Source organism: Sulfitobacter sp. PS-8MA, assembly GCF_040933935.1.
Lineage (GTDB): Bacteria > Pseudomonadota > Alphaproteobacteria > Rhodobacterales > Rhodobacteraceae > Sulfitobacter.
The window spans coordinates 427,332-454,046 of sequence record NZ_JBFQYJ010000006.1 but is presented as its reverse complement, the minus strand read 5'-3'; the positions used below and the strand labels follow the sequence as shown (position 1 = coordinate 454,046).

Here is a 26,715-nt window from a genome sequence, read left to right as displayed (position 1 = left end):
TCAATTGGCAAGCGCCACCAGATGATTGTCCCAGGCCCGCTCTGCCTTGCCCAGCGGCGCAAGCCCTGCCCCGCCGCCGCGCAGCAGCCCGCCCAGCCCGTCGGTGGCCACGAAACCGCCCGCGCCGGGGGCAAGGCCGCAGATGTCGGCCCGGCGCTGCGCCGCCATGAACTGCCCGTCGGTCCCGAAAACATGCAGCCGCCCGCCGCGCGGTGAGGTAATGCCCACGGCGCTGCCATCGGCCGTATAGGCCACGCTCCCCGCATAGCCCGCCATTGCCATCTGCTCGACCAGATCGGCCTCGGCCAGCACCGCTGCGCTGCCGCGCCGGTGAAGGCCCAGAAGCGGCCCGGCGGCACCGGGATCGCCCTGCCACTGCATGGCAAAGGCGACCTGCCCGTCCGGGCCAAGCGCCAGATGGCGGATCGAATTTTGCCGCAACTCAGGCGCCAGTTCCACCTGTTCCAGCACCGCACCATCGCGCGTGACATAGGACAGATTGGGCCGCATCACCGGCAGGTTGAGCTTGTCACGCCCGCTGTCGGGATGGGTGCGGATGCCGCCGTTGGCGATCACCAGAACATCCTCAGACCAGGCGCGGATCTCATGCGGGCCAACCCCGCCCGATGCAATCTCACCGATCCGCGCATAGCCACGCCCGCGCGCCCAAAGCCCGATCCGCCCGGCGCCGCTGTCGATGTCATTCTCGCTGGTGGCGAGGATCTCTCCCCCCGCGAGAAAGGCACCATGGCCGTAGAAATGCCGCCCCGCGGGCGCGTCGAGACGGTGCAGGAGATTGCCGCTCACACAGTCGATCACCAGCGCAAAACGACCGGGGCGGCGGGCAAAGGCGACGGCCTCGGGCGCGGTGGGATGGGCGGTGGCGGCATGGCCCCTGTCCGGCAGGGGAATGCGAAACAGATCACGCCCGCCCGCGTCCAGCCCAAAGAGCGCATAGGCGCCCGACGGCTCCCGCGCGGCGGCAAGATAGGCCGGGTTGCCCGCATCGGCCCAGCTTGGCCGGGGCAGGCTCAGCGCGGCGAGACCGGCCAGAAAATGGCGGCGCGACGGCATCAGTCGCCATCCGCCGAATTGAACCCGACCGAGACGCCGAGCGCGGGGGCGATTTCCTCTGCCACGGCGTTGTTGATCTGGGTCACAAGCCCTTGCAACGCCTCCACCCGCAGACGCCCCACAGGGTCCGCGACCCCCGCAAAGATCGGGTCTTGCAGCGTCGCGGCCCTGTCCAGCGCGGCGGCAAAGGCGGCTTCGGTCCGGGGGATCGGCTGGTCTGAAAGGTTGCGGGCCAGATCGCGCAGCGCGTCCAGAGACAGGACAACATTGCGCAGGGACCGGCCAGACCGCCGCGCTTCGGCGACCCGCGGTTTTGGCGCATCGAATGTCCCCATCGGGCGGCCCAGCCGCTGATCGGCGACGAAAGAAAGCCCGGTGGCCAGCGCCGTGTAAAGCGCCTGCGCCGCCTCGCGGTCACTGAGGAAACGGGCGTTGCCCTCGGCCCCGGCGCTGCGCAGCGTGGCGGCAAAACTGTCGCGCCAGCCGCCGTCGATCTCCTGCCCCATGCGGACGAGGTCTTGGGCAATGGCGCGGGTCAGCGTGCAACTGTAGCTGTCTGGGCGATAGCCCGCGAAGCTTTCGTCATAGAGCAGCCGTTCCAGAGCGAAAAGCCCGCGCCCGGCGACCGAGACTTCGGCAAAGTCGTCGGCGCGCTCGGCCACCGGGTCTTCGTCGGCGACAAGCTTGGCGACAGTGCGCCCGACCAATCCCCGCGAATCCGGCCAGAAACCGATGGTCAGGCCGCGGCCCTCCTCCTCCAGCGGGCCAAGCGCCAGATGCGCGATGCCGAGCCATGCGTCGAAAGTCTCATGATAGGCCGGGCGCAGGGCCTCCGCAGTGCACTCCTTGGCGGCGGCAGCATCAAGCGCCGCGGTCGCTTCGGCAAAACGCGCCACGCCGGGCAGCGCATGGGTGTCGATCACCTCCTCCACCCCGGCCAGGGCGGGGGCGGACAGAAGGCAGAAGGTGGCGGTCAGCAGCAGGCGCATTACAGGCTCTCCAGATAGCGGATCAGGGCGTCTCGGTCGGCCTTTGGCATGTCCACAACCGCATCGCGCGCCGCCTGCGCCTCGCCGCCATGCCAGAGCACGGCTTCCAGAAGCGACCGCGCCCGCCCGTCGTGCAGGAACTGCGTGTGGCCATTGACCTGTTGGGTCATTCCAATACCCCAAAGCGGCGCCGTGCGCCACTCGCGCCCCGAGGCCCGCCCCTCGGGCCGGTTGTCGGCAAGACCCTCGCCCATGTCATGCAGCAGCAGATCGGTCATCGGCCAGATCAGTTGAAAGCTCTGTTCGGGCTGGTCCTGCAAACGGTGGGTGACGAATTTCGGCGTGTGACAGGCGGAACAGGCAGCTTGGTGAAACAGCGCCTTGCCGCGCAGCACCTCGGGGTCGGCCACGTCACGCCGCGCGGGCACGGCAAGGTTGCGGCTGTAGAAGGTGACAAGGTCCAGCCCTTCGGCGTCAATCTCGGCGCCGCGCGCATCGCCATCGCCATGCGGCGCGTTGCGGCAGCTCTCTTGCTTTGGGGTGCAATCGCCCCATGGGGCGGTGAAGATCGGAGAGGAGATGCCGATATCCCCCGCAAAGGCGCTTGCCGATTGCTCCCGGATCGTCGGCGCGCCTGCCTTCCAGCCAAAGCGGCCCAGCATCGGGCGTTCATGTTCAAAGGACCAGACCACCTGCGCCCGGCCCGAAATCCCATCGCCATCGGCATCGTCAGGATCGGCAAGCGCGAGGATATCCGCGGCCGGGATCGCCTCCAGCAGCCCCAGCCCGATCATCGGCGGCGCAATGCGGGGGCTGAGCATGGCACCTTCGGCGAGCGGACCATAGCCCAGATCCTCGGCCCTGTAGGTCGGGCGGCGCAGGGAGGCGGTTTCGCCCTCGGACAGCGCCACTTCGACCTCCTCATAGGTGATCCCCAGACGGTATTCGGCCTTGAGCCCGGCCACCGCCACATCCTGCAACTGCCCGCCATAGGTCGGGTCAGGCCGGGTGCGCGGGGTTTCATCGCCGACGGACAAGAGAAACGCCTCGATCTCGCTCATCGCCGCTTCCGGGGCGGCGGGGACAGAGATGCGCAGGAACATCGAGGTGGCGTCATCCTGAGGCCCCTCCGGCGGATGGCCGCGCCCGTCTTTCAGGTGACAGCGCTGACAGGACCGCGCGTTATAAAGCGGCCCCACACCGTCCGAGGCCAAGGTCGATGAGGGCGAAGAGACCCAGAGCTTGCGGAACAGCCCGTTGCCGACCTTGAAGTCCAACTCACGTGCAAAGGGGATATTGGCCGAGGGCTGTGAGAAAGCGTCAGCGGTGCCGCGCGCGCGCACGGTGGCGGCACCTGCGGGGTTGGTCTCGAAGGGCTCGGGCTTGTCGAATTGCGCGGGCGGGGCGGTGACCGCGGCGATGCGCGCAAGCTCCGCCGCGCTGCGCGGCACCACATTGAGATGGGGCAAGGCCAGCGCCTCCGCCCCCGGCTCAAGGGCAAAGCCCGGCAGCGCGGTGAGGCCCGCCGCCAGCCCGGCGGCCAGCGCCGCAGAGGGGCCGCTCAAACGGATCGGTTTTCGGAAACGCGACATGGGCAGATCAGCCTTTTGGGATGCAGAGGCGCAGGCGTCCGGTCAGGCCGGGGCACGCAGGCCCCGGCAAAACGGCTTTACTGGAAAACGGCGTTGGGATCATCAAGACTGTCCGAGCCTTCGAACGCCAGCGCATTCCCGCCCAGCACGGTCACGGCCCGTTCTATCGCGCGGGTCTGGTCGACCAGCGCGTCGACCGCTCCCATGATCAGCGCTTCGCCCTCCGCATTGCCGCGCGCCAGCATCATGTCATAGCTGAAACCGGCCTCGGCGGCGGTTTTGATCTGGCCCAGTTCGACCATCGTGGCGTTCAGCCGGTCGCGCAGATCCGCGTCGACCGTGGCATCGGCTGCGGCCACGAGGTCCGAGAGCGCAGGGCCGGAGACGACCGAGCCATCCACCCGCAGGTATTCGCCCAGATAGACATTCCGCACGCCCAGCCCGTCATAATAGTGGCTGTTGTGGGTGTTGTCGGAAAAACAGTCATGCTCTTCTTCGGGATCGTTCAACATGACCCCCAGTTTCATGCGCTCGCCGGCCTGTTCGCCATAGGACAGTGAGCCCATGCCGGTAAGGATCGCGTTGATCCCGGCGGTTTCATCTTCGAGCAGCGCTTGCCGCGCCGCGCCGCCTTCGACCCATTGATCCGCCATCCAGTCCAGATCGCTGACCAAAAGCGCGGTCGCGGCCTTCAGATAGGCGCCGCGCCGGTCGCAATTGCCGTTGGTGCAGTCATCGCCGCTGGCGTAATCGGTCCAGGGCCGGTTGCCCGCGCCGAAATCGGTGCCGTTCAGATCCTGCCCCCAGAGCAGGAATTCGATGGCGTGGTAACCGGTGGCGACATTGGATTCGATGGCGCCGGCCTCATGCAACTGACCTTCGAGCAGGGCCGGCGTGATCTCTGCCGCATCGACCGCTTCGCCGCCCAGCGTGAAGCTGGGGTTGGCCACCACATTGAGCGCGGCCAATTCGTTTTCGTCGGACACCCCGCCATAGGAGGCGTCAACGTAATCGATCAGCCCCTCGTCCAATGGCCAGGCGTTTACCTTGCCTTCCCAATCGTCAACGATGGCATTGCCGAAGCGGAACACCTCGGTCTGCTGGTAGGGCACCCGCGCTGCCAGCCATGCCGCCCGCGCAGTCTGAAGCGCTTCGGCAGAGGGGGCCGCGATCAGCGCCTCAACCGCCTTTTGCAACGCCTGTGCCGTGACAAGACTATCCGCATAGCCCGCCTGTGCGATATCGGCATAGGTGCCAAGCACTTCGGTCTTGCTTTGCGCGAATGCGGGGGCGGCTGCGAGGGAGATGAGCGCGATGGCGGTGGTGGTTCTAAAGCGCATCGGGGGGTCCTTTGTTTTGATTTGTTCAACCGCACCGGACACGTCGGGTGCGCTAATTTGGGCATAGGTGACTGATTTAGTCGGGAATAGCAAGGGGCCGTGTGAGCGGCGTGAGCGCGCCGGGACATTGGGCGGCACATCATTGATACAAAAGGCATTTGATCCCGGCGACCCGCTTCGAAGTCCCCTACTGCGTGACGAAATGGGTCGCCTTTGGCGCGACCAACCCGGGAAAAAAACACTTGTATCTGCCCGATATGCGCCCTACCCCGCTTAACTGACTAAAACACTAAGGTAAGGAATGCGCCAGTGTCCAGATCCCTTCTCATTCTCTCTATGGCTCTCTTCGCCCCGGCGGTCTGGGCGCAGGACTTCCCCGTCACGGTGCCCCATGCCTTTGGCATCACGACAGTGACAGAGGCGCCGCAGCGCATTGCCTCGGTCGGCTGGGCCAACCACGAAGTGCCGCTGGCTCTGGGGATTGTGCCCGTGGGTTTTGCCCGCGCCTCTTGGGGGGATGACGACGGGGACGGGCTTTTGCCCTGGGTGACCGAGTGGCTGGAGGTCTTGGACGCCGAGACACCTGTCCTTTTTGACGAAGGCGACGGCATCGATTTCGAAGCCGTGGCCAGCACCCGGCCAGATGTGATCCTCGCTGCCTATTCCGGCCTGTCGCGGGCGGACTATGACACGTTGAGCCGCATCGCCCCGGTCATCGCCTACCCCGAGGCGGCTTGGACGACGACATGGCGCCAGATGATCCGCCAGAATGCCGCCGGTCTGGGCCGCGCCGAGGCAGGCGAAGAGATGGTCGCCGAGATCGAGAGCCGCATCGTCACCGCCCGCGCGCAACACCCGGAACTGGAAGGGAAAACCGGCATGTTCGTGACCCATCTCGATCCGCGCGACCTGAGCACCATCGGCTTCTACGCCGCGGCGGATCAACGGGTGCAATTCCTCACCGATCTTGGCATGGCCACGCCAAAAGCGGTGCAGACCGCCAGCGAGGCGGGCAAATACTCAGGCCGGGTCAGCGCCGAGCGGATTGATCTTTTCGAGGATGTCGATGTGATCGTGACCTATGGCGATCAGGCGCGGCTTGATGGGTTGACCCAGAACCCGCTTATCGCGCGTTTCCCGGCGGTCAGCCGTGGATCGGTGGTGCTGCTGCAAAATGACCCGATGGGCACCGCCGCCAATCCGACGCCGCTCTCGATTGACTATGTGCTGGATGACTACCTGACCCGGCTTTCTGCCGCAGCCGCGCGGGCGGAGTGATGCAGGCGCTGCGCCCGCCCCGTGCCTATGGGTTTGCCGCCCTGCTGGCGCTGCTTATGCTGACGGCGGTCCTCTCGCTCACCCTGGGTGCGCGGTCGGTGCCTTGGGCCGAAGTCTGGGCCGGGATGACCGGGCGGATCGACACGATTGGCGCCGCTGCCGTGGCGGTGCGCCTGCCGCGCACCGGGCTGGCGCTTTTGGCCGGGGGTGCTTTGGGTCTGGCCGGGGCGGTGATGCAGGGGATCAGCCGCAACCCATTGGCCGATCCGGGGATATTGGGCGTCAACGCCGGGGCCGCATTGTTCGTGGTCATCGGCATCGCTTGGTTCAACGTCAGCGCGGCGCAGAGCTTTCTTTGGCTCGGCATCATCGGGGCGGGGCTGACGGCGGTCATTGTCTATCTGATTGGCGCGGCCGGACAGGGCGGTGCGACACCGCTGAAACTGACACTGGCAGGCACGGCCACCTCGGTGGCCATTTCAGCCTTTATCATCGCGGTGGTCCTGCCGCGCAACGACATCGCGGGCAGTGTGCAATCCTGGCAGATCGGCGGGGTCGGCGGGGCGCGGTTTGACACGCTGCTGCCCGCCCTGCCCTTTGCCGCTTTGGGCCTGCTCCTCTGCCTCGCTTCCGCCCGCGTTCTCAATGCCCTGGCTTTGGGCGAAGAGCTGGCCACCGGGCTGGGGCAAAGCGTGGCTCTGGGGCGGCTCATCGCGGCGGCAGGGGCGGTGATCCTTTGTGGCACGGCCACGGCGCTTTGCGGGCCGATTGGCTTTGTCGGGCTGGTGGTGCCGCATCTGTGCCGCATGATCGCGGGGGTGGACTACCGGCTGGTCCTGCCGCTTTCGGCTCTGGCGGGGGCGTCGATGCTGGGCCTGTCAGATGTCCTGGGCCGGATCATCGCGCGCCCCAATGAATTGGACGTCGGCATCATTACCGCTTTTGTCGGCGCGCCCTTTTTCATCTGGACCGCCCGCAGCCACCGGATGCGCGGGCTATGACCGCGCGCGCCCTTACCGCTTCTCGCACCCGCCGCAGGCCGAGGGTCTGGATGGTGCTGGCGTTGCTCGCCACCGTGATCCTGGGGCTGTTCCTACTGACCCTCAGCTGCGGGCGCGGCTGCCTAACGCCGGCGCAGGTGGTGCTGGCCCTGACCGGTGCGGAGGGCGCGGAGGGTGCTTTCGTCGTCGGTGATCTGCGTCTGCCGCGCGCCGTTCTGGGCTTGGTCGCGGGGCTCAGCTTTGGCCTTGGCGGGGTCGCCTTTCAGACCATGCTGCGCAACCCGCTGGCCAGCCCGGACATCATCGGCATCAGCGCCAGCGCCGGGGCGGCGGCGGTCTTTGCCATTGTCATCCTGTCGCTCGATGGCTGGCTGGTGTCGCTGGTCGCGGTCACGGCGGGTCTGGGTGTCGCGGTGCTGATCTGGGGGCTTTCTGCGCGTGGAGGCGCGGCGGGCGCCCGGTTGATCCTGATCGGGATCGGCATCTCGGCCATGCTCGACAGTGTCACCGCCTATCTGCTGCTGGAAGCGCCGGCCTGGGACCGAACCGAGGCGCTGCGCTGGCTCACCGGAAGCCTGAATGGTGCGCAGCTGACCCAGGCGTTGCCCGTTGCGGGATCACTGCTGCTCTTCGGCGGGTTGCTCGCCTTTACCGCGCGGGATCTGGAGGTGCTGCGCCTTGGCGATGACACCGCCGAAGCGCTTGGCGTGCGGGCCGGTGTCACAAGGCTGCGGGTGACAGTGGCGGCGGTCGGGCTGGTGGCGATTGCAACGGCGGCCACCGGGCCGATTGCCTTTGTCGCCTTTCTGTCCGGCCCCATCGCGGCGCGGCTCCTGCCCGGCGCGAAAGGCTTGCTCATGGGTGCCGGGCTGGTCGGCGCGCTGCTGGTCCTCGCGGGTGATTTCCTGGGCCAGTTCCTGCTGCCCGCGCGCCTGCCCGTGGGCGTCGTCACCGGCGCGGTGGGCGCGCCGTTTCTTTTGTATCTGATCATCCGCGCGAACAAAAATGGGGGCAACCTATGACCTTGGATCATCGACTTGAGACACGCGATCTGACTGCGGGTTATGAGACCCATGTGATCCTGAAGGGGGTCACCCTCGCCATTCCGCCGGGGCAGATCACCGCGATTGTGGGCGGCAATGCCTCAGGCAAGTCAACGCTGCTGCGCACGCTGGCGCGGATCTTGCAGCCCAAGGCCGGGGCGGTGTTGCTTGATGGGAACGCGGTGCACCGGATGCAATCGCGCAAGCTGGCGCAGGTCATGGGGCTCTTGCCCCAGTCGCCCATCGTCCCCGAAGGCATCACCGTGGCCGATCTTGTCGGGCGTGGGCGGCATCCGCATCAGGGGCTGTTTTCGCGCTGGTCGGCGGCGGATGACCGCGCCGTGGCGCGTGCCTTGGAAGCCACCGGAACGGAAGCATTGGCCGACCGAGACCTCGACACGCTGTCGGGCGGGCAGCGCCAGCGGGTCTGGATCGCGATGGCGCTCGCGCAGGAGACCGATCTTTTGCTGCTGGACGAACCAACGACCTTTCTTGACGTGGCGCATCAGATCGAAGTGCTCGATCTGCTGGTGGACCTGAACCGGGCGCAGGGCACGACGGTCGTGATGGTGTTGCACGACCTCAACCTCGCCGCCCGCTATGCCGATCATCTGATCGCGGTAGGCCATGGCGGCATCCGCGCCGAGGGGCCGCCGCAGCAGGTGCTGACCGAGGATCTGGTGCAAAAGGTCTTTGGCCTCACCTGCCGCATCGTGACGGACCCGGTCTCTCACACGCCCGCCATGGTGCCGATTGGCCGCCATAAAACCGTGCAAAAGCAAAAAGATGCGGCGGCATGAAAATAACTTAGTAATTTAGTCGGATTATCGCTGGCACTGCCCGAAAAGCCCCGGTAAGGGATTCCCGACTGATTCACTAGGTTATTACGGAGACCATCATGCCCGCTTCCCTGCCATCCCCCCGCCCCTATCGGCGCGCGCCGCTCAAGGCCGCGCTTATGTGCTGCACCGCCTTGGTGCCGGGCGCGCTTTCGGCGCAAGAGGCCTATCAATTGGACGATGTGATCCTTGAAGCCAGCGCGCGGACCTCCGGCGCGGCGGATGCGCAGACCGTTGTCGCAAGCGAGCTGAGCAGCGGCGGCAAATTGTCGGGGGAGATCCTCGACATCCCGGCCAGCGTCTCGGTCATCACCAGCCGCGAGATCGAAGCGCGGGGGGCGGATAGCGTCGAGCAGGTGCTGAACTACACCGCCGGGGCGACCACCGACAGCTACGGCGCCGATGACCGTTTCGACTATTTCATCCTGCGCGGCTTTGAGGCCTATACCTACCGCGATGGTCTGACCCTCGGGCCGAACTTCGGGGCGCTGCGCGAAGAGCCCTTTGCCTTTGAACGTGTCGAAGTCATCAAAGGCGCCGCCTCCTCTGCCTTTGGCCTCTCGGACCCCGGCGGCTCGGTCAACTATGTCACCAAACGCCCGCGGGCCGAACGGTTTGGCTCGGTCTATACGTCGGTCGATTCCCACGGCAGCTTGGAAACCGGCGTCGATATGGGCGACACATTGGATGAAGAAGGCACGCTAAGCTACCGTTTCACCGGCCTTTTGCGCGATGGCGAGCTGGAATACCCCACGGCGGAGGATGACGAGGTCTTTGCCATGGGCGGGCTGACATGGCGGCCCACTGACGCCTCGGAGCTGACCGTCATCCTTGATCACCTGAAGCGCGATTCCGTGCCCGGCAGCGGCGGCTTCCCCTCGGGCGGCGATTATGCCCGCGATGATCTGTTCTTTGGCGAGCCGGATTACAACTACCGCGGCACCGAGCGGACCACGGTGAGCGTGCTCGGCGCCCATGACTTCGGCAATGGTCTGAGCTTTGAAGGCACATTGCGCTACAGCGACAGCGCCGATGATTTTGGCTATGCCTATGTCAGCGATTACACTCCCGACAGCACCGTCGACCGCGCCTATTTCGCCAGCGACGGCAGCAGCGAGAGCTTCATCTCGGACCTGCATCTGACCTATGAGGGTTTCGTCGGCGGCGCGGCCAGCACCACGACGGCGGGGGTGGAGTTTTCCTGGTCCGACGAATCCGACCAGCGTTTCTATGGCGCAGCCCCCTCGGTGGACATTGACAACCCGAGGCCCACAGGCCGCCCGACCAGCGTGCCGATGTTTGCCGATCTCGACACCGAGACCGAGGGCAAGGCGCTCTATCTCCAGCAGGAGTTCAATTGGAACGAACGTCTCATCGCCTCCTTCGGGCTGCGACATGACTGGATTGACGTGACCGAGACCAACAACCTTGCAGGCACGGTTCAGTCCGGTGAGATCAGCGAGACCACGGGCCGGTTTGGGCTGACCTATAAGATCACCCCGAATATCGCCGTCTTTGGCAATTACGCGCAATCTGCCGTGCCCGCGGGGATCGGCGTGGAGCCGGAAGAGGGCGAACAGTTTGAACTGGGCGGCAAATGGCAACCGATGGGCCGCAATGCGCTGCTGACCGCCTCTGTCTATGACCTGTCGAAGTTCAACATCACCCGCACCAACCCCGCGACCAACCAGCCCGAAACCATCGGCGAGATCGGCGTGCGCGGGATCGATCTGGAGGCCAAGGCCGAGATCGGCGCCTATACCTTTACCGGCGCCTATAGCTACCTTGATGCCGAGATCAAAGAGAATGGCACCTCTGGCAATGTCGGCAACCGCCCCGGTCTGGTGCCCGAGCATATCGCCTCGATCTGGGCCAGCCGGACCTGGGAGAACCTGGGCCGCGGCGATCTGACCGTTGGCCTTGGGGCGCGGTTCAACGGCGGCTATTACTACAGCGACAGCAACGCCACGGGCGAGACCGGCAGTTTCGTCGTGGTGGATGCGGCGGTGAACTACGATCTGACCGAGCAGACCGCGCTGTCGGCCAGGGTCACCAACCTCTTTGACGAAAAGCACACCGCCTATGGCGGCGCTTATGCGGACTTCTACAGCCCCGGCCGGGAAGTCACGGTAAAGCTCTCGCACAGCTGGTGAGCCTCAGCGCGGCGCGTCCCTCGCGCGCCGCGTTTTACGTCCTCCCCTCCCGAAAGGCCGCCATGACCGCTTCCGCCCAGACCACCCTCTCGCTCGATGCGCCGCAGGACATGGTCACAAAGATCCTGTCGCATCTGAAGGACGATCACGGCATGGCTTTCCGGCCCAAGGGCGCGGGCGGCCATGTCTTCGAGCAAGACGGCTACCGCATAGAGTTCGCCCTGCGGCCGCGCGCGCTCGAAGTGCGGCTGCAAGCGCCAAGCGACAGTGCCATGCAGTTCTCGAAAGAGGGTATGGTCCACCACATCGCAGCCTTCGACCCGGCGCTCGCGGAAACCATCCGCTGGCAGGGTCTTGCGCAGAAGGTCGGTGCCGCGCCGAGCAATTTCCGCCTGCTCACCCTGCTGCGCAGCCGGCGGCTGTTCGAAGGCATGCAGCGCGTTGCCCTGCATTACCCCGACATCGGCGCGCTCAGCGCTCAGGGGCTGCACCTGCGGCTGATCCTGCCCTGCGATCCCGCCCGCCCGCCGGTCTGGCCGGTGATGGGGGCCAATGGCGCGCCGGTCTGGCCCAAAGGCCCGGACGCGCTGCACGCCCGCTATGTCACGTTGAAAAACATCCGCCCGGAGCGCGAAGAGGTCGATATCGACGTGGTGCGTCACGGCGCCGGCCTGATATCGCGTTGGGCGCAAGCGGCCCGCACGGGAGCAAAGATCGGCGCCATGGGCCCGGTGGGCCTCAGCGCCCTGCCCCAGGCGCCCTCCTACTTCATCGCCGCAGATGGCACCGGGCTGCCCATCGTGGCCCAGCTGCTGGCGCGCCTGCCGCACGACGCCAAGGGTGATGTCGTGGTGGCCCTGCCCCAGAGCCTGCGGCCCCAAGATTACCTCCCCCCCAGTAGCCTGCGCCTGCACCAACTGCCGCCCCAAGTCTTCGACAGGGACATTCTCGGCGCGGCGCAAAGGTTTGCCAAACCCGGCACCGGCTATGGTTTTTTCGCCGGCGAGTTCACCACCGCGCAACAGCTGCGCAACCATTTCAAAGGCCCGCTGGGCCTCGGCAAAGGGCAGCAGATGAGCACGGCCTATTGGCGCAGGTAGCGGGGTGTTTGTTTAAGGCGGTGCCTCAAAACCGGTGCCCGAAACGCGAAAAGCGCCCCCGAGGGAGCGCTTTTTCGTTGTTTCCAACCACTTCAGGAGAGGTTGGCTCCGGCGGTAGGGGCCCAAGAAACAGGCCTCAACCTTCAGAAGGTAAACGAAAAAACGCGTTCGACCGCGGCCTGACTCCGCGTGTGACTGCATTTGTGTCACGACCGTGACATCTCCAGCAAGCCTTTTGTGACAGGCTGTCTTTCTGGCTCTCGGCTGCCTTCCTGAGCCGCCGAGGATGGCCCGCGCCGCAGCGTCACGCGGCGCCGGAAAAGATCAGACCTCTCTGCCGCGCAGCTCGGCGGCGATCCGTTCTGCTTCAAGCAGGTTCTGGATCGCGGCCAGCCGAGCGGCGAATTCCCTCAATCGGCCACGCAGGTCGATTGCCGCGCGGCCGTAGGGATCAACGACTTTCTCTTCGCTCGGTGGGTTGATGTCCCATTCCTCGGCGGAGATGTAATGAACAGTCTTCGCTGCCAGGATGACCGGTTCGAGCCGGTCAGCCAGTTCTTTCACTGCGAAATGTTCGTCCTTCTTGAAGATCGTGAGCCCTTCGATCTTGTCTTTCAGAGCCAACACGTCAGTCAGGAGCGCGCCTTCGAGCGCCGCAGTTTCCTCAATCCGGGAGATCGCGTTCAGCGTGGTGTCTGCGGTGTCGAGGACACCCTCGATCCGCGAGGTAAGTTCGTCATTCAGCATGGGTTCCTCGTTCAATTGCCCCCCTCCTCGTGATCGCCACAGGAGGATTGATCGGCGCAGGCTTCTTCGAAGGCCTCTCGGAGGTCATTAGCCAGCAGGGAGATTTCCTCGACATGGGGCGAGGCTGGATCGAGGTCTGCGTAATAGGAAGCTTCGGGGCGCGATGGATCATGCACATGCTTCAGAGAAAGCAGATCATGTAGCGCGGACACTTCGCGACCTACGCGACCGTGCAGCGAGCTTTCGGTCCAGAGCGTCTCGAACAGACACTGGAGCCGCTTGAGCCAGGGTCGGCCTCCCAGCACGAGGGCCGCGTTCTGAAGCGCCTCGGCATTTTCCTCGACGAAGTGGTGAACGCACGTAGGTCTGGTGGGGATATCGAACATCTTGTCTCCTCGGATAATGTCCTCAGCGGAGCGCCTCGGACGACAAGAGCCGGAGCTTCTGCGTGCGGAAGAAGCTGTTCGACTGCCTCCCGGAAGTTGGAGGAACTCAAGGATCTGATACGAGTTCCCTACTCTTCGGCGTTGGCAATAAAGACATTGGCCAAAAGCTTTAGAACCGAAGGCCTTCATCGAAATTTTTCGAACTTTCCTGCAAACGCCTGAAGGAATATGATTTTTTCGCTCAGAAGTTGAACAATATGGGTGTGAACTAATTCGGGTTGCTGGCGACTGGAAACCATCAGGGGTTGCGCGGGGCTGAATGGCTGCGGCAGAGTAGTCTCAACCGAAATTTCTGCGGTGCCCAAATGAATATTACATCGATCCTGGATTACATTGATAACGGCCTCATGGCCCTTCCTGAATTTCAAAGAGGTTATGTTTGGGGCCGCGAACAGGTCCGGGGCCTGTTTCAATCGCTTTACCGCGGCCATCCTGTCGGAAGTCTGCTGGTCTGGGCGACCAGTGCTTCCACTGCCGCCCATAGAGGGGATGGGAAACTTGCGCCGGGGGTGGTCAAGCTGTTGCTTGACGGTCAGCAACGTATCACCTCCCTATATGGCGTGATCCGGGGCGAGCCTCCGAAGTTCTTCGACGGCAATGCAAAGTCTTTTACCGAGCTTCGCTTCAATCTCGCGACCGAGGAATTTGCGTTTTATCAGCCGATAAAAATGCGTGACGATCCATTATGGATCGACGTCACTCAGCTCATGAAGAGCGGTAACGCTGGCGTTGGAACCTTTATCAACAACCTGAACAGCGACCCGGAGCATACGGCCCAGCTGGGTGAATATGTCGGTCGCCTCAACCAGTTGCTGGGCATTCGCGACAAGCACTTCCACATCGAGGAAGTCACAGGATCAGACAAGACGCTTGATGTTGTCGTAGACATTTTCAATCGCGTGAACAGTGGCGGCACGAAGCTCTCGAAAGGGGACCTCGCACTCGCCAAGATCTGCGCCGATTGGCCGGAAGCGCGAGACACCATGAAGGCGAGCCTCGCACGTTGGCGCGAGGCCGGCTACGATTTCACGCTCGACTGGTTGCTCAGGTCCGTGAACACGGTGCTAACCGGCGAAGCCAAGTTCTCTTACCTCCACGATCGGACAGCAGAAGAAATCTCGGGCGCATTGGCACGCGCCGTCCGCCACACGGATACTGCCTTGAATATGATTGCAGGCCGACTGGGCCTCGATCACAACCGGGTCCTATTTTCTCGTTTTGCTATACCCGTGATGGTGCGTTTTCTGGACATGAACAACGGGCGACTTGATGGGCGCACCAGAGACAAGTTGCTGTTTTGGTATGTGCAAAGTGGCATGTGGGGACGCTTTTCCGCGTCGACCGAGAGCGTAATCGACAAGGATCTTGGCATCCTGGAGCAAAGTGGCGGCAATCTCGATAAGCTGATCGACGAACTCCGTCTGTCTCAAGGCGGATTGCGCGTCGAACCAGGTCACTTCCACAGTTGGAGCATCGGGTCTCGCTTCTACCCCATTCTCTACATGCTGACCCGCATGACCGAAGCTGTTGACTGGGAGAACGGCGTAGCCTTGAAGCGCGATATGCTTGGGAAGATGAGCGGGCTCGAGGTCCATCATATATTTCCGAAAGCGCAGCTTTACAAAGCGGGCTACAGTCGACCGGAGGTTAATGCTCTTGGAAATTTCTGCTTCCTCACGAAGAGCGCGAACCTGGCAATCAGCGATCGCCTGCCCGAGGAATATTTCGAGAAGATCGAGGCAGCCCATCCCGGCGCTTTGCGCTCTCAGTGGGTGCCAGAAGATCGCCAGCTCTGGCGATTGGAGAATTTCAGGGATTTCTTGGAGGCGAGAAAAGAACTGCTCGCCGAAGCTGCGAACACCTGCCTGAAATCCTTACTTCATGACGATGCTGACGTGCTCGAAGCATCCGCCTCGGCAAGGATCAGCGGCAGTGTTCTTCTCGGGGGGATCGCTAATGAGGATGAAGCACGCGAGCTGGAAGAACTGAACGCCTGGGTGGAAAGCCAAGGGTATTCGAAAGGTGAGATCGCTTGGGACTTGGTGGATGAAAAAACTGGCGAGCAGAAGGCCGTTCTGGATCTGGTCTGGCCGGATGGTATCCAGAAAGAGCTCTCCGAACCGGTCGCCGTGCTCCTTGGTGAAGGGCCTGAGCTCCTGGCCATGGCAAGTGAAGCTGGTTTCCGGTGCTTTACGTCAGTTGCTGCTGCGAAAGCATACGTCGCGAAGCTTGAGCGCCCCACCTCCGCGTCGGCAGCGTGATGTCATGTCGGAACGCACTGGCGAATGGCCGCCCGCGCGCTCGTGGATCCGCCAATTTGGGCTATATAGCCGACGTCACAGAGATTGTATCGGGGGCCGGTCGCCCCTACCAATGCACGATGCCCACTGAGGGGTAAGTCAAGAACATCTAAAGAGCAGAGAATGAACCAAACGTCACACAACAACCTCGTCTCTTTCATCTGGCGGATCGCGGATGATTGCCTCCGTGACGTCTATGTTCGCGGCAAGTATCGCGATGTCATTCTGCCGATGGTTGTCCTGCGGCGGCTGGATAGCCTTCTCGAACCGACCAAGTCCGCGGTTCTGGAAGAAGTCCGTTATCAGAAAGAAGAGCTGCACGCTCTCGAACTTGATGACGAGCCGCTGAAGAACGCGTCTGGCTACGTATTCTTTAATACCAGCCAGTGGACCCTCAAGAAGCTATACGGCACAGCAACCAACAACCAGCAGATCCTTCTGGCCAATATCGAGGACTATCTCGACGGGTTTAGCGACAACGTCAAAGAGATCGTCGGGCGCTTCAAACTCTTCGATCAGATGCGGCACATGGCGGAAAAGCAGGTTCTGCTCGATGTCATCGAAAAGTTTGTATCGCCTTGGATCAACCTCACGCCCCATAATCGGGAGGACCCGGATGGCAATACGCTGCCAGGTCTCTCGAACCTCGGCATGGGCTACGTCTTCGAAGAGCTGATCCGGAAGTTCAACGAAGAGAACAACGAGGAAGCCGGGGAGCATTTCACGCCGCGCGAAGTGATCCACCTCATGACGCACCTCATGTTCGACCCGATCAAGGATCAGCTCCCCCCGGTCATGACGATCTACGACCCCGCCTGCGGTTCGGGCGGCATGCTGACCGAGGCGCAGAACTACATCAAGGAACCCGAGGGACCGATCCAGGCGAAGGGCGACGTCTATCTCTACGGTAAGGAGATCAACGACGAGACCTACGCGATCTGCAAGTCGGACATGATGATTAAGGGCAACAATCCAGAGAACATCCGCGTCGGCTCCACCCTCTCGACCGATGAATTCTCAGCCCATCGTTTTGATTTCATGCTGTCCAACCCGCCCTATGGCAAAAGCTGGAACAGCGAAGTCAAATACATCAAGGATGGCAAGGCCGTCATCGACCCGCGGTTCCAGGTCGAGCTCGCCGATTACTGGGGCAACAAAGACACCGTGGATGCGACGCCCCGCTCATCGGACGGGCAGCTGCTGTTCCTGATGGAGATGGTGAACAAGATGAAGCCCGCGGGCACCAGCCCCATCGGCTCCCGCATCGCCAGTGTGCACAACGGCTCCAGCCTGTTTACCGGTGACGCGGGCAGCGGCGAGTCCAACATTCGCCGCCACATTATCGAGAACGACATGCTGGACACCATCATCCAGCTGCCGAACAACTTGTTCTATAACACGGGCATCACCACTTACATCTGGCTTCTGTCGAACTCCAAACCCGAGGCGCGCAGGGGCAAGGTCCAGTTGATCGACGCCAACCTGCTGTATCGCAAGCTGCGCAAGAATCTCGGCGACAAGAACTGCGAATTCTCGGACGACCACATCCGCCAGATCACCGAAGCTTACCTGAACTTCCAGCCCATCGAGCGCGAGATCGACGCCAACAACGATCCCGTCGGCATCGCGGCGCAGATCTTCGACAACGAGGATTTCGGGTATCACAAGGTCACGATTGAACGCCCTGATCGCCGCCGCGCGGGCTTCAGCGCCGAGCGCATCGCGCCGCTTCGTTTCGACAAATCCCTGCGCGAGCCGATGGAATGGCTCTATGCCGAGCATGGCGACAAGGTCTACGAGACTGACTTCCTGAAAGATCAGCTCAAGGCCATTACTGCCTGGTGCGAGGAACAGGGCATCACCCTCAATGCCAAGCAGCGGGGCAAGCTGACCGATACCAAGTATTGGGCCAAGCTGCGCGACCTGCTGAAAGCCGCCACACAGCTGATGGGCGATATCGGCACCGAGGAAACCTCCGATTTCAACGCCTTCCGCGATATGGTGACCAAGGCAATCAAGGCTCGCAAGATCAAGCTGTCCACGACCGAGAAGAACGCAATCCTGAACGCCGTCAGCTGGTATGATGAGACAGCCGAAAAGGTCATCGCCAAGCGGCACAAACTGTCCACGTCTGATCTGGAGGATCTGACCACCCACCTGGGCTGCGAAACCGGCGATCTGGCCGATTTTGGCTATTACAAACAGGCTGAAGGCAGCTACCTGACTTACGAGCCCGCGACCGACCTGCGCGATGCGGAAAGCGTGCCATTGAAGGGCAGCATCCACCGCTATTTCCTGGCCGAGGTGAAACCCCATGTCGAGGAAGCCTGGATCAACCTCGACAGCGTGAAGATCGGCTACGAGATCAGTTTTAACAAGCATTTCTACCGCCACAAACCGCTACGCAGTCTTGAGGAGGTGACGCGCGACATCCTGGCGCTGGAGGAGAAGGCGGATGGTCTGATTGCGGATATCCTCGGTATCGAGGTCGCGACCAAACTGGAGCCAGCGGAATGAACATTGCGGCCTATCCGACCTATAAGAACTATCGAGACAGCGGCGTGCAGTGGGTTGGCCACTTCCCTGCGAACTGGGAGTTAGCGCGTCTCGGCGGCCTTTTTGACGAGCGCCGCAAGAAAGTTTCAGATGCAGATTTCGAACCACTGTCTGTGACCAAAAATGGAATCTTCCCTCAACTTGAGACGGCAGCGAAGACAAACGACGGCGAAAATCGGAAACTCGTTCGCAAAGGGGACTTTGTCATCAATAGTCGCTCTGATCGGAAAGGGTCCAGCGGCGTTTCACCTCTCGATGGTTCAGTTTCACTAATCAACACTGTCCTCAAGCCGAAGCGTATTCTTCCAGAATATTGCCAGCACCTTCTCAAATCATACGCCTTCGTCGAAGAGTATTATCGCGTCGGCCGCGGAATTGTCGCAGACCTCTGGACAACGCGATACGATGAGATGCGCACTATTTTGGTGGCTCTGCCTTCTGCGTCCGAACAACGTGCCATCGCAGCGTTTCTGGATCGGAAATGCGCGAAGATTGATGAGGCGGTGCGGATCAAGGAGAAGCAGATCGCGCTCCTGCGCGAGCGCAGGCAGATCCTGATCCAACAGGCCGTCACCCGCGGCCTGAACCCCGGCGCCCCCATGAAGGACAGCGGCATCGACTGGATCGGCCAGATCCCCGCGCATTGGGAGGTGGGGCGCAACAAGCACATGTTTGCGGAGATCAACCAGCGCTCTGCTCGCGGAGAAGAGCAGCATCTTTCGATGAGCCAAAAGTTGGGCCTTGTTCCCGCGAACCTCGTCGAGAAATCGCTTACATCAGAGAGCTATCAAGGTGCGAAGTTAGTGCAAAAGGGCGATTTGGTCTTAAACCGCCTCAAGGCTCATCTGGCGGTATTTTCGTTGGCGCCAATGGAGGGCTTGGTTAGCCCTGACTACTCCGTATTTCGCCCTTTCATCAAAGGCGTGGCCAGCGATTACTTTGAGATCCTTTTCAAGACCTCGAAGTATCTTGGAGAGTTTAGGCTTAGGGTCCGTGGCATCGTCGAAGGTTTTTACCGCCTTTACACTGATGACTTCATGGATTGCCCTTTGCTGCTCCCACCCTTGGAGGAGCAACTTGGTATTGTGAGCCATGTGCGTGAAACTCACGCTAAATTCGATAACGCTATTTCAATCAAGGAAGACCAGATCGCCACGCTCAAGGAATACAAGGCCAGCCTGATCAACGCAGCGGTCACCGGGAAGATCAAAGTTATTTGAGGAAACGGACATGAATATAGCGGTCAGCAATACCAAGGAAATAGCGCTGGAACAAGCCATTGAGCGGCACCTGACTGCCACCATCACCGAGGAGCTGGCCGCCGGAGCCACGCCCACCGGCCCCTTCAGCATTGGCCGCCCGGCGGATTTCGACGCGCGGCTCGCGCTGGACACCGCACTGTTTTGGAAATTTCTTGAGACCACCCAGGGCAAAGCGCTGGAAAAGCTCAGGACCCGCAACCCCGCCGACTGGCAGGCCAAGATCCTCGGGCAGTTCGACAAGCTGGTGAAGCGAAATGGCGTCCTGCATGTCCTGAAAAAAGGCCTGCCCGTCGATGACGCGCATTTTACCCTCATGTATCCCGCGCCTCTGGCGAGCTCGGCTCGATCCGTCCACGACAACTTCGCCGCCAACATCTGGAGCGTGACTCGGCAGGTTCACCACTCGCTGGCAAACCCGAATGAATCCGTGGACATGGTGCTGTTCGTGAACGGACTACCCATCGTTACCCTGGAGCTGAAGAACGCCTGGACCCACCAGACTGCCCGGTATCATGGGCGAAAACAGTATCGGGAACGCGATACCAAGCAGACGCTTCTCCAATTCGGGCGCGTGCTGGTCCACATGACCGCCGATACGGACGAGGTCTGGATGGCGACCAAGCTGGCAGGCGCGTCGACCTTCTTTTTGCCCTTCAACAAGGGGCACAATGAGGGCGCCGGAAACCCGCCCAATCCAAATGGCCACAAGACGGCGTATCTGTGGGAGGAGGTATTCCAGCCGAAGAGCCTTGCAGGGATCATCCAGCACTTCGTCTTGCTGGAGGGTAAAAAGACGGACCCGCTTGCCAAGAAAACGCTGATCTTCCCGCGCTACCATCAGCTTGATGTGGTCCGAAAGCTGCTTGGTCACGCGGCTTCAAACGGCGTGGGGCATAGCTACCTGGTTCAGCACTCGGCGGGCTCAGGCAAGTCAAACAGCATCACATGGGCAGCCTACCAGCTGATCGAGACCTATCCAGAGAGCTTGGACCAGTCAGGGGCCCGGGCGCTGGATGTGCCGTTGTTCGACAGCGTGATCGTGGTCACGGATCGCCGACTGCTGGACAAGCAACTGCGCGACAACATTCGTGATTTCTCTGAGGTGAAGAACATCGTTGCGCCGGCCATGCGCTCCGCCGATCTGAAGGCCGCGCTTGAAAACGGCAAGAAGATCATCATCACGACGATCCAGAAGTTCCCCTTCATTATCGACGGCATTGCCGACCTGAGCGACAAGCGGTTTGCGGTGATCATCGACGAGGCCCACAGCGGCCAAAGCGGCCTTGCCCATGACAAGATGAACCAAGCCATGGGTGGGGGTGGAGATCCGGACGAAGAGGATAACCAGGACAAGATCCTGAAGGCCATGCGGGCGCGCAAGATGCGTGGGAACGCTTCGTATTTCGCCTTCACCGCCACGCCGAAAAACACGACGCTGGAGAAGTTCGGGAGCCAGCAACCGGACGGACGGTTCCTTCCCTTCCATCTCTACAGCATGAAACAGGCGATCGAGGAAGAATTCATCCTCGACGTGCTGGCGAACTACACAACCTACAAAAGCTATTACGAGATCCAGAAATCCATTGAGGACAATCCCCTTTTCGACACTTCCAAGGCGCAGAAAAAGCTGCGCGCCTATGTCGAGCGCAGCCAGCAGACGATCAACACCAAGGCCGAGATCATGGTGGAGGACTTCGTCGCCAACGTGGTGAACAAGAAGAAGCTGCGTGGCAAGGGCAAGGGGATGATCGTCACGCAGAACATCGAGATGGCGATCCGCTATTACAAGGCTGTGCAAGCCGAGCTGGCGAAGCGCGGCAATCCCTTCCAGGCGCTCATCGCCTTCTCGGGTGAGAAAGTGGTCGACGGGGTTAAGTATACGGAGGCCGAGATGAACGGCTTCCCAGAAGACAAGACACGAAGCGAGTTCGACAAGGACGAATTTCGCCTGTTGGTCGTGGCGAACAAGTATCTGACAGGCTTCGATCAGCCGAAACTCTGTGCCATGTATGTCGATAAGAAGCTGCAACACGTGCTGGCAGTCCAGGCCTTGTCGCGCCTGAACCGGTCTGCGCTAAAGCTGGGGAAACGCACCGAAGACCTGTTTGTGCTCGATTTCTTCAATACGACCGAGGATATCAAGGCAGCCTTCGATCCGTTCTTTACCGTAACAACGTTGTCAGAAGCGACCGATGTAAATGTTCTCCATGAGATCAAGGCAGCGCTTGATGAGGTAGGCGTATATGAGCTGGCAGAGGTGGAGCAGTTCTGCAAACGGTTCTTCGAGGGGGAGGACGCTCAAAACCTGAGCCCCCTGATCGACACGGCCGCTGAGCGTTTCAATATGGAGCTCCAGCTCGAAGACAGCGGCAAGATCGATTTCAAGATCAAGGCCAAACAGTTTCTGAAGATTTACGGCCAGATGGCCTCCATCATGCCGTTCGAGGTCCTCGCGTGGGAGCAGCTGTTCTGGTTCCTGAAATTCTTGGTTCCGAAGCTGAAAATCAAGGATCCTAACCAAGATGCGCTCGGCGAGTTGCTGGAAGCGGTCGATTTGTCATCCTATGGGCTGGAGCGCACGAAGCTGAATCATGCCATTGGGCTGGACGCATCGGAATCAGAGCTTGCCCCCCAGAATCCGAATCCACGAGGAAACCGGGAGGGCGAACCGGAGCAGGACCCCCTTGAAGAAATTATTAGGAGCTTCAATGATCGTTGGTTCCAGGGCTGGAGTGCGACACCAGAAGAGCAGCGGGTGAAATTTCTTAATATCATCGAGAGCGTTCAGTCACACCCAGACTACGAGGAAAAATACAATGAGAACCCTGATCCGTATTCCCGAGACCTGGCATTTGAGAAAATCATGAAGGACGTCATGCTGCGTCGGCGGAAGGAAGAGCTGGAGCTCTACAAGCTTCACGCTCAGGACCAGGCATTCAAGTCTTCCTTGTATCAGAGTATCAAGGATGCCCTGCGAAGGGCCGCGTAAAAGGTCGCGTTGCGAATGTTGAAGGCACTCTGAGAAATGTCCGGCGGGGCTCGGAAGGTTCGGCGACCAAGGGATATTGTTGAGAACGCCCGACTTTCACCCCGTGCGGATGGTTGTCGGGCGTTTTCAACATCCTTCGGAAATTAAGGAATTATCGGCGGGGAACGGCGATACGCACTCATGCTTGTTCCACCAACTCATAGCTTCAATTCAACATCAAGGCTGCGTTGGCCCTCGATCATGTCGACGAATTCCCGGGCGGAAGCCAGTCCTGTCGAGTGGTCGTAATGCCGTTGAACCGTCCGTTCGCTGCGATGCCCGAGCAAAGCCGTTGCCGCGCGCCCGCCCGAAGTCAGGTGTTCGCTGGCCTCGGTCGCGACGTTGTCGCGTAGCCGGTGGATTGGAACGCGCACGCCAAAGGCCCGTTCGGTCAGATCGCCGGTAAGGCGGCCGATCTGGCTTTCGCTGATTGCGGTGCCGGGCGAGAGCATCGACGGGAACAGATACTGCCCCTCGTCAAATAACGGCCGGAAGGAGCGCCTGTATTCCAGAATTGCCTCGGCAAGTTTCTGGCTGGTTAAAGTCCTTTCAAACGGCGCGCCGTTCTTCCGATCTTCAGGCAATTTCAGCATGCGCGCCGGGATTTGAACGTGGACCAACCCTGCACCTGGCAGGTCGAGGGTTTGGGTGAAAGCCAGTGCGGAGAGCGCCCGTGCCCTTTGCGGCAGGGCCGCGCCAAGAGACAACAGGATGCCGTTCCGGAAGTCCCGGGCGGCATGGATGCCTCGAAGGCGCCGCTTTCGGGCTTTTTCCATCAGATCGAACCCGAGGCCGTATATCGCCGAGGCTCCGACAAGTTGAGCACCGGTTTTCGTTATGGCCCCTTCCTGCTCGGCGCGCTCCCGCCAGTCACATGCGACGAATTCGCAAGCCTGCGAAGTGAAGCCCGGCTCGATGACGGTCATGCCCGCCAGGATACGGCCAATATAATCCGATGCCGTCCGCATTGAGGCGCGCGTTGCAACCTGGGTTGCGTAGCAGTCGAGAGCCTGACCGGTTGGTCGCAGGGGCAGGCCGTGAGATCTGCAGTGATCCACCCAGCCCGAAAGCGCGCGGATCACATTTGCGGAATGCGCGGCGCTCCAAAGCGGGCACCCTTTGCTGCGTTTTCCCTCCATCGATATCGAGATCCGTTTGGCGAAGGCAGGCTGCCAATCCTCCGGGAGCTCGCCGAGGCGCATCTGTGCTTTCTCCCATGGTGTCTGGCGCGACGCTTTCGGCTTCACCCGCGCCTTGCGAAGCACTTGGGCGAAATGCGCGCAGCGTTCGGCGCCCCATGTTTCGGAGGCTACTCTCTGCAGATGGGCAAACTCCATGAAGGCACTTGCGCCGACTTCGCGTTGCCGCCGTGCGAGGTGCGTCTCGAGCCTAAGGAGGCTCAGCGGCTGATCCCCAGGGGCCGCATTGCGGATGCAGTTCAGAAGAGCGAGGTGGTCGTTCATGTCTTGCGAGTTCCTTGTAAGAGCGACGTTCATTACGCTGCAGAGCGACTATCGAGATGCGCCAGCCATTCGTTCGAGATCAGGGTCTCGTCCAGTTCCGCATAGTGGTCGATGGTTGTCTGGAGGCGCTTGTGGCCCAGTAAGCGCTGGACCTTTGGCAGGTGGTCGAGGCTGTCCCTAAGCCAGATCCAACCGATCAGATGGCGGTAAAGATGCGGGTTGATGCGGACGCCCACTTTTTGGTGCAAGCGGGCGGTCACCCGCTTGAGAAGGCCAGCGTAATGGCCGTCGGCATTGGTTTTCCCCTGCGCAGGAAACAGATACGGGTTCTCCTTCTGTGAAGCAGTCAGTATCGCCGGGCGCACGGTCTCCAGATAGGTTTTGAGCAGCTTGCTTGCGGCCTTCCCGAGTTGGATGGTCAGATCCGCATCGCCAGCGCTGCGCATCTTCACCTGGGCGGCGGGCACCACGATACGCGCCCGTCCATCCTGCCAGGTCACCCAGTCCAGCCTCGCCTTCACGACGTTCTCGCTTCGGGGAGCGCGTGCGAGCAGGATGTCATGCGCCAAGGCGGCCATGATGTCGCGACCAAGCTCCGGGTCGATCACTTCGGCCGCCCTCGGAAGGGAGCCGTCTGACTTGCGCGCAGCTTTGCGCTTACGCTGGATCGAGGCGTCGATGTCGCGTAGCAGCACTGCGCTCAGATCAATGGCCTGCTGTATCCGCGTGTCGTTGAACTGGCGTAGCTTGGCCATGTTCCTGGGCGCGATACCCTGATAGTTCACCTTTTGCAGGGCGATCGTGTCATCGATCTCTCGGAGATCCTCCGGCGCACGACAGAGGTAGTCACGGGCAATCTTTCGCGCCGTTTTGAGCACGCTGGTCACATAGGCACTTGGGTATGCGCCTTGATTGACCTCCTTCAGGGTCTCCGCAGCGACATCGAGGAATTCCGGATCGGTAAGCTCTTCGATGGTCTCCGGCACAACCTCGGCAGACGAGGCGACAGCCTTGGCCAGTGAAACGATGTAGTTGCGGCGCGTCGCGAGGGTCTTGTCGCTCCAAGTATGCTTGCCGATCAGGAAGCCGGCCTGCCGCAGCAATTCGGAGCGGCTGGGAGCGTCTTGCCGGCTGGTCTGACCGGGTCTTTTAACTTTTTCCTGCCGGATAGCGCGCAGTTTCGCCTTCTTGTCGCTGACAGTGTCGACGGCCTCGTTGCGGTCCAGTTGCACTATGAACTCCGCTCGGGTCAGTCCGTCGCGCGAAGCCCGTCCCTGCGCCCACGGGGCTACGCGCGTATCAAACTCCTCCATCAGCGGCGCGATCTGGTCTGGGTCCACCCGGAACTTGTCGCGGCCGTCTTCGAACGGGTGCGGGGCTGCGATGAACCCAAAGCGGGCAAACCCTGGTTCGGAGGCAAGGCGTGCGAGCAATGTCGCAATCTCGCGGACGTGTTTCTCGCAGGCAGCGGCACTTTTGGCCGAGGCCTCGACCCGATAGTTGTAATAGGCAGCCAGGGTGTCCTGGGTGATGTCGGCTGGCGCTATGCCCTGGTCGTGGAGGAAGAGGAGAAATGCGCCGCTGGCGTATTTTGCTGAAAGAGGCATGTCACTCGACCAAATGGCCCCATGGACCTCCCTATATCGTCCCGTAATGTCGTCGATGCGCCGCTTTCGCTGCCGTGGTTGACTTGATCCGACCGCCTTCACAAGCATGGAGCGGTATGTGGCATAACTGCCTTTTGCGAGACCGAAACGAACCGGTTCATTTTTGTCGAAGAAGTCGATCACATCCTGTTTGCACACTGGGCGCAGCTCCGGTGCCCATTCGGCATTTCGGCACAGCCAGCGCAGACGGGAGGCCAAAACGCCGTTCCCGCTTTCCTGGGCAGCCTTGATCATATCGGCGAAAGTAACGTGGGAACCCGGCTGGGCCGCGAAGAGATCCTGCCCCGTGGCGGTTGACAGGGCGGCCAGTGTCGCGTGCCGCGGCCGAATGCCCGGGATGTTCAGGATGTCGCTTACGGCTTTGGGGTTGAGCCCCGCGCGCAATGACAGCGCGCGCATACTCTCGCCGCTGGTATCGAGGTAGTCGCGGAGAATTTGGTCAAGGGTCATGGGGTTTCCTTGTCAGGGTTTTGCGGGTTTTCGAATTCGAGGTCCGGCCTCAAGGGGTCAGGCCGGACTCGAAGCTCGAAGACCGCGAGCCACTCATCTTTGATCGTCCAGGATTTCCCGAGCTTGGCGGCCTGAAGCTTCACCGGGCCGTGCGGGGTTGGGCAGCCATGATTGATCCAATCCCGGATGGTATGCGGGTCCCGGTTAAAGATCTCGGCCACTTCATTGGCGGTGTAATAGACAGGTTTGGGCATTCGGCTCCTCCATTGGCTTACGGAGGAAATGGGTCCTAAACCGCGTTTTCGGAAAAATATCGAACTCAAAAAGTGTTTTCCGGTGCAGGAGGAATCGCCGGGCGGTTGTCCACGTTCGACAAGGAAAAAGTGC

At 61.5% G+C, this 26,715-nt stretch carries 19 protein-coding genes; 10 read left to right on the top strand and 9 right to left on the bottom strand.

Annotated elements, in window-relative coordinates; translation table 11 throughout:
• From AB4M76_RS06145 to AB4M76_RS06130, 4 genes are all read right to left on the bottom strand, one after another.
• The gene (locus AB4M76_RS06145) at positions 1 to 1,074 is read right to left on the bottom strand and encodes a DUF1513 domain-containing protein (RefSeq protein WP_368440922.1); all 1,074 of its coding nucleotides are present in this window, start codon (positions 1,072 to 1,074) and stop codon (positions 1 to 3) included.
• On the bottom strand, positions 1,074 to 2,063 hold the full coding sequence (locus tag AB4M76_RS06140; RefSeq protein WP_368440921.1) for an imelysin family protein: 990 nt from the start codon (positions 2,061 to 2,063) through the stop codon (positions 1,074 to 1,076). The genes AB4M76_RS06145 and AB4M76_RS06140 overlap by 1 nt, the downstream gene beginning before the upstream one ends.
• Positions 2,063 to 3,655, bottom strand: coding sequence for a di-heme oxidoredictase family protein (locus AB4M76_RS06135; RefSeq protein WP_368440920.1), 1,593 nt, complete (start codon positions 3,653 to 3,655; stop codon positions 2,063 to 2,065). The genes AB4M76_RS06140 and AB4M76_RS06135 overlap by 1 nt, the downstream gene beginning before the upstream one ends.
• Positions 3,656 to 3,732: 77 nt before the next feature.
• Positions 3,733 to 4,995: an imelysin family protein gene (locus AB4M76_RS06130; protein ID WP_368440919.1), complete on the bottom strand. Its 1,263-nt coding sequence runs from the start codon at positions 4,993 to 4,995 to the stop codon at positions 3,733 to 3,735.
• Between the two features lie 336 nt (positions 4,996 to 5,331).
• Here AB4M76_RS06130 and AB4M76_RS06125 point away from each other — a divergent pair, with 336 nt between their 5' ends.
• The 6 genes from AB4M76_RS06125 to AB4M76_RS06100 all read left to right on the top strand — a co-directional run bounded on the left by AB4M76_RS06125 (position 5,332) and on the right by AB4M76_RS06100 (position 12,409).
• Positions 5,332 to 6,273, top strand: a complete 942-nt coding sequence (locus AB4M76_RS06125) for an iron-siderophore ABC transporter substrate-binding protein (protein ID WP_368442384.1) — start codon at positions 5,332 to 5,334, stop codon at positions 6,271 to 6,273.
• Positions 6,273 to 7,274: a FecCD family ABC transporter permease gene (locus AB4M76_RS06120; protein ID WP_368440918.1), complete on the top strand. Its 1,002-nt coding sequence runs from the start codon at positions 6,273 to 6,275 to the stop codon at positions 7,272 to 7,274. The genes AB4M76_RS06125 and AB4M76_RS06120 overlap by 1 nt, the downstream gene beginning before the upstream one ends.
• A complete protein-coding gene (locus AB4M76_RS06115) occupies positions 7,271 to 8,296 on the top strand; it encodes a FecCD family ABC transporter permease (RefSeq protein WP_368440917.1) in 1,026 nt (341 codons plus the stop codon). Before AB4M76_RS06120 ends, AB4M76_RS06115 begins: the two co-directional genes overlap by 4 nt.
• The gene (locus AB4M76_RS06110) at positions 8,293 to 9,117 is read left to right on the top strand and encodes an ABC transporter ATP-binding protein (protein WP_368440916.1); all 825 of its coding nucleotides are present in this window, start codon (positions 8,293 to 8,295) and stop codon (positions 9,115 to 9,117) included. The genes AB4M76_RS06115 and AB4M76_RS06110 overlap by 4 nt, the downstream gene beginning before the upstream one ends.
• 98 nt (positions 9,118 to 9,215) lie before the next feature.
• Entirely contained in the window at positions 9,216 to 11,309 is a 2,094-nt protein-coding gene (locus tag AB4M76_RS06105) for a TonB-dependent siderophore receptor (RefSeq protein ID WP_368440915.1), read from the top strand.
• 62 nt (positions 11,310 to 11,371) lie between these two features.
• Positions 11,372 to 12,409 carry a siderophore-interacting protein gene (locus AB4M76_RS06100; RefSeq protein WP_368440914.1) on the top strand — a complete coding sequence of 346 codons (1,038 nt, stop codon included), beginning with the start codon at positions 11,372 to 11,374 and terminating at the stop codon, positions 12,407 to 12,409.
• Between the two features lie 324 nt (positions 12,410 to 12,733).
• On the opposite strand, the gene AB4M76_RS06095 is transcribed toward AB4M76_RS06100, so the two are convergent.
• Both AB4M76_RS06095 and AB4M76_RS06090 read right to left on the bottom strand, forming a co-directional pair.
• Positions 12,734 to 13,156, bottom strand: a complete 423-nt coding sequence (locus AB4M76_RS06095; RefSeq protein WP_368440913.1) for a hypothetical protein — start codon at positions 13,154 to 13,156, stop codon at positions 12,734 to 12,736.
• Positions 13,157 to 13,167: 11 nt separating this feature from the next.
• Positions 13,168 to 13,542, bottom strand: coding sequence for a hypothetical protein (locus AB4M76_RS06090; protein WP_368440912.1), 375 nt, complete (start codon positions 13,540 to 13,542; stop codon positions 13,168 to 13,170).
• A gap of 365 nt (positions 13,543 to 13,907) precedes the next feature.
• Here AB4M76_RS06090 and AB4M76_RS06085 point away from each other — a divergent pair, with 365 nt between their 5' ends.
• From AB4M76_RS06085 to AB4M76_RS06070, 4 genes are all read left to right on the top strand, one after another.
• Positions 13,908 to 15,863 (top strand): DUF262 domain-containing protein, encoded by a 1,956-nt coding sequence (locus AB4M76_RS06085; protein WP_368440911.1) that lies wholly within the window; start codon positions 13,908 to 13,910, stop codon positions 15,861 to 15,863.
• Positions 15,864 to 16,025: 162 nt separating this feature from the next.
• Entirely contained in the window at positions 16,026 to 18,419 is a 2,394-nt protein-coding gene (locus AB4M76_RS06080; protein WP_368440910.1) for an N-6 DNA methylase, read from the top strand.
• Positions 18,416 to 19,678 carry a restriction endonuclease subunit S gene (locus AB4M76_RS06075; RefSeq protein ID WP_368440909.1) on the top strand — a complete coding sequence of 421 codons (1,263 nt, stop codon included), beginning with the start codon at positions 18,416 to 18,418 and terminating at the stop codon, positions 19,676 to 19,678. Before AB4M76_RS06080 ends, AB4M76_RS06075 begins: the two co-directional genes overlap by 4 nt.
• A 10-nt stretch (positions 19,679 to 19,688) precedes the next feature.
• A complete protein-coding gene (locus AB4M76_RS06070) occupies positions 19,689 to 22,709 on the top strand; it encodes a type I restriction endonuclease subunit R (protein WP_368440908.1) in 3,021 nt (1,006 codons plus the stop codon).
• A gap of 197 nt (positions 22,710 to 22,906) precedes the next feature.
• On the opposite strand, the gene AB4M76_RS06065 is transcribed toward AB4M76_RS06070, so the two are convergent.
• From AB4M76_RS06065 to AB4M76_RS06055, 3 genes are read right to left on the bottom strand one after another with little or no spacing between them, the layout of a single operon-like run.
• On the bottom strand, positions 22,907 to 24,211 hold the full coding sequence (locus AB4M76_RS06065; RefSeq protein WP_368440907.1) for a hypothetical protein: 1,305 nt from the start codon (positions 24,209 to 24,211) through the stop codon (positions 22,907 to 22,909).
• A 32-nt stretch (positions 24,212 to 24,243) separates the two neighbouring features.
• Positions 24,244 to 26,328, bottom strand: a complete 2,085-nt coding sequence (locus AB4M76_RS06060) for a tyrosine-type recombinase/integrase (protein WP_368440906.1) — start codon at positions 26,326 to 26,328, stop codon at positions 24,244 to 24,246.
• Positions 26,325 to 26,582: a helix-turn-helix domain-containing protein gene (locus tag AB4M76_RS06055; RefSeq protein WP_368440905.1), complete on the bottom strand. Its 258-nt coding sequence runs from the start codon at positions 26,580 to 26,582 to the stop codon at positions 26,325 to 26,327. Before AB4M76_RS06055 ends, AB4M76_RS06060 begins: the two co-directional genes overlap by 4 nt.
• Between the last annotated feature and the right edge of the window lie 133 nt (positions 26,583 to 26,715).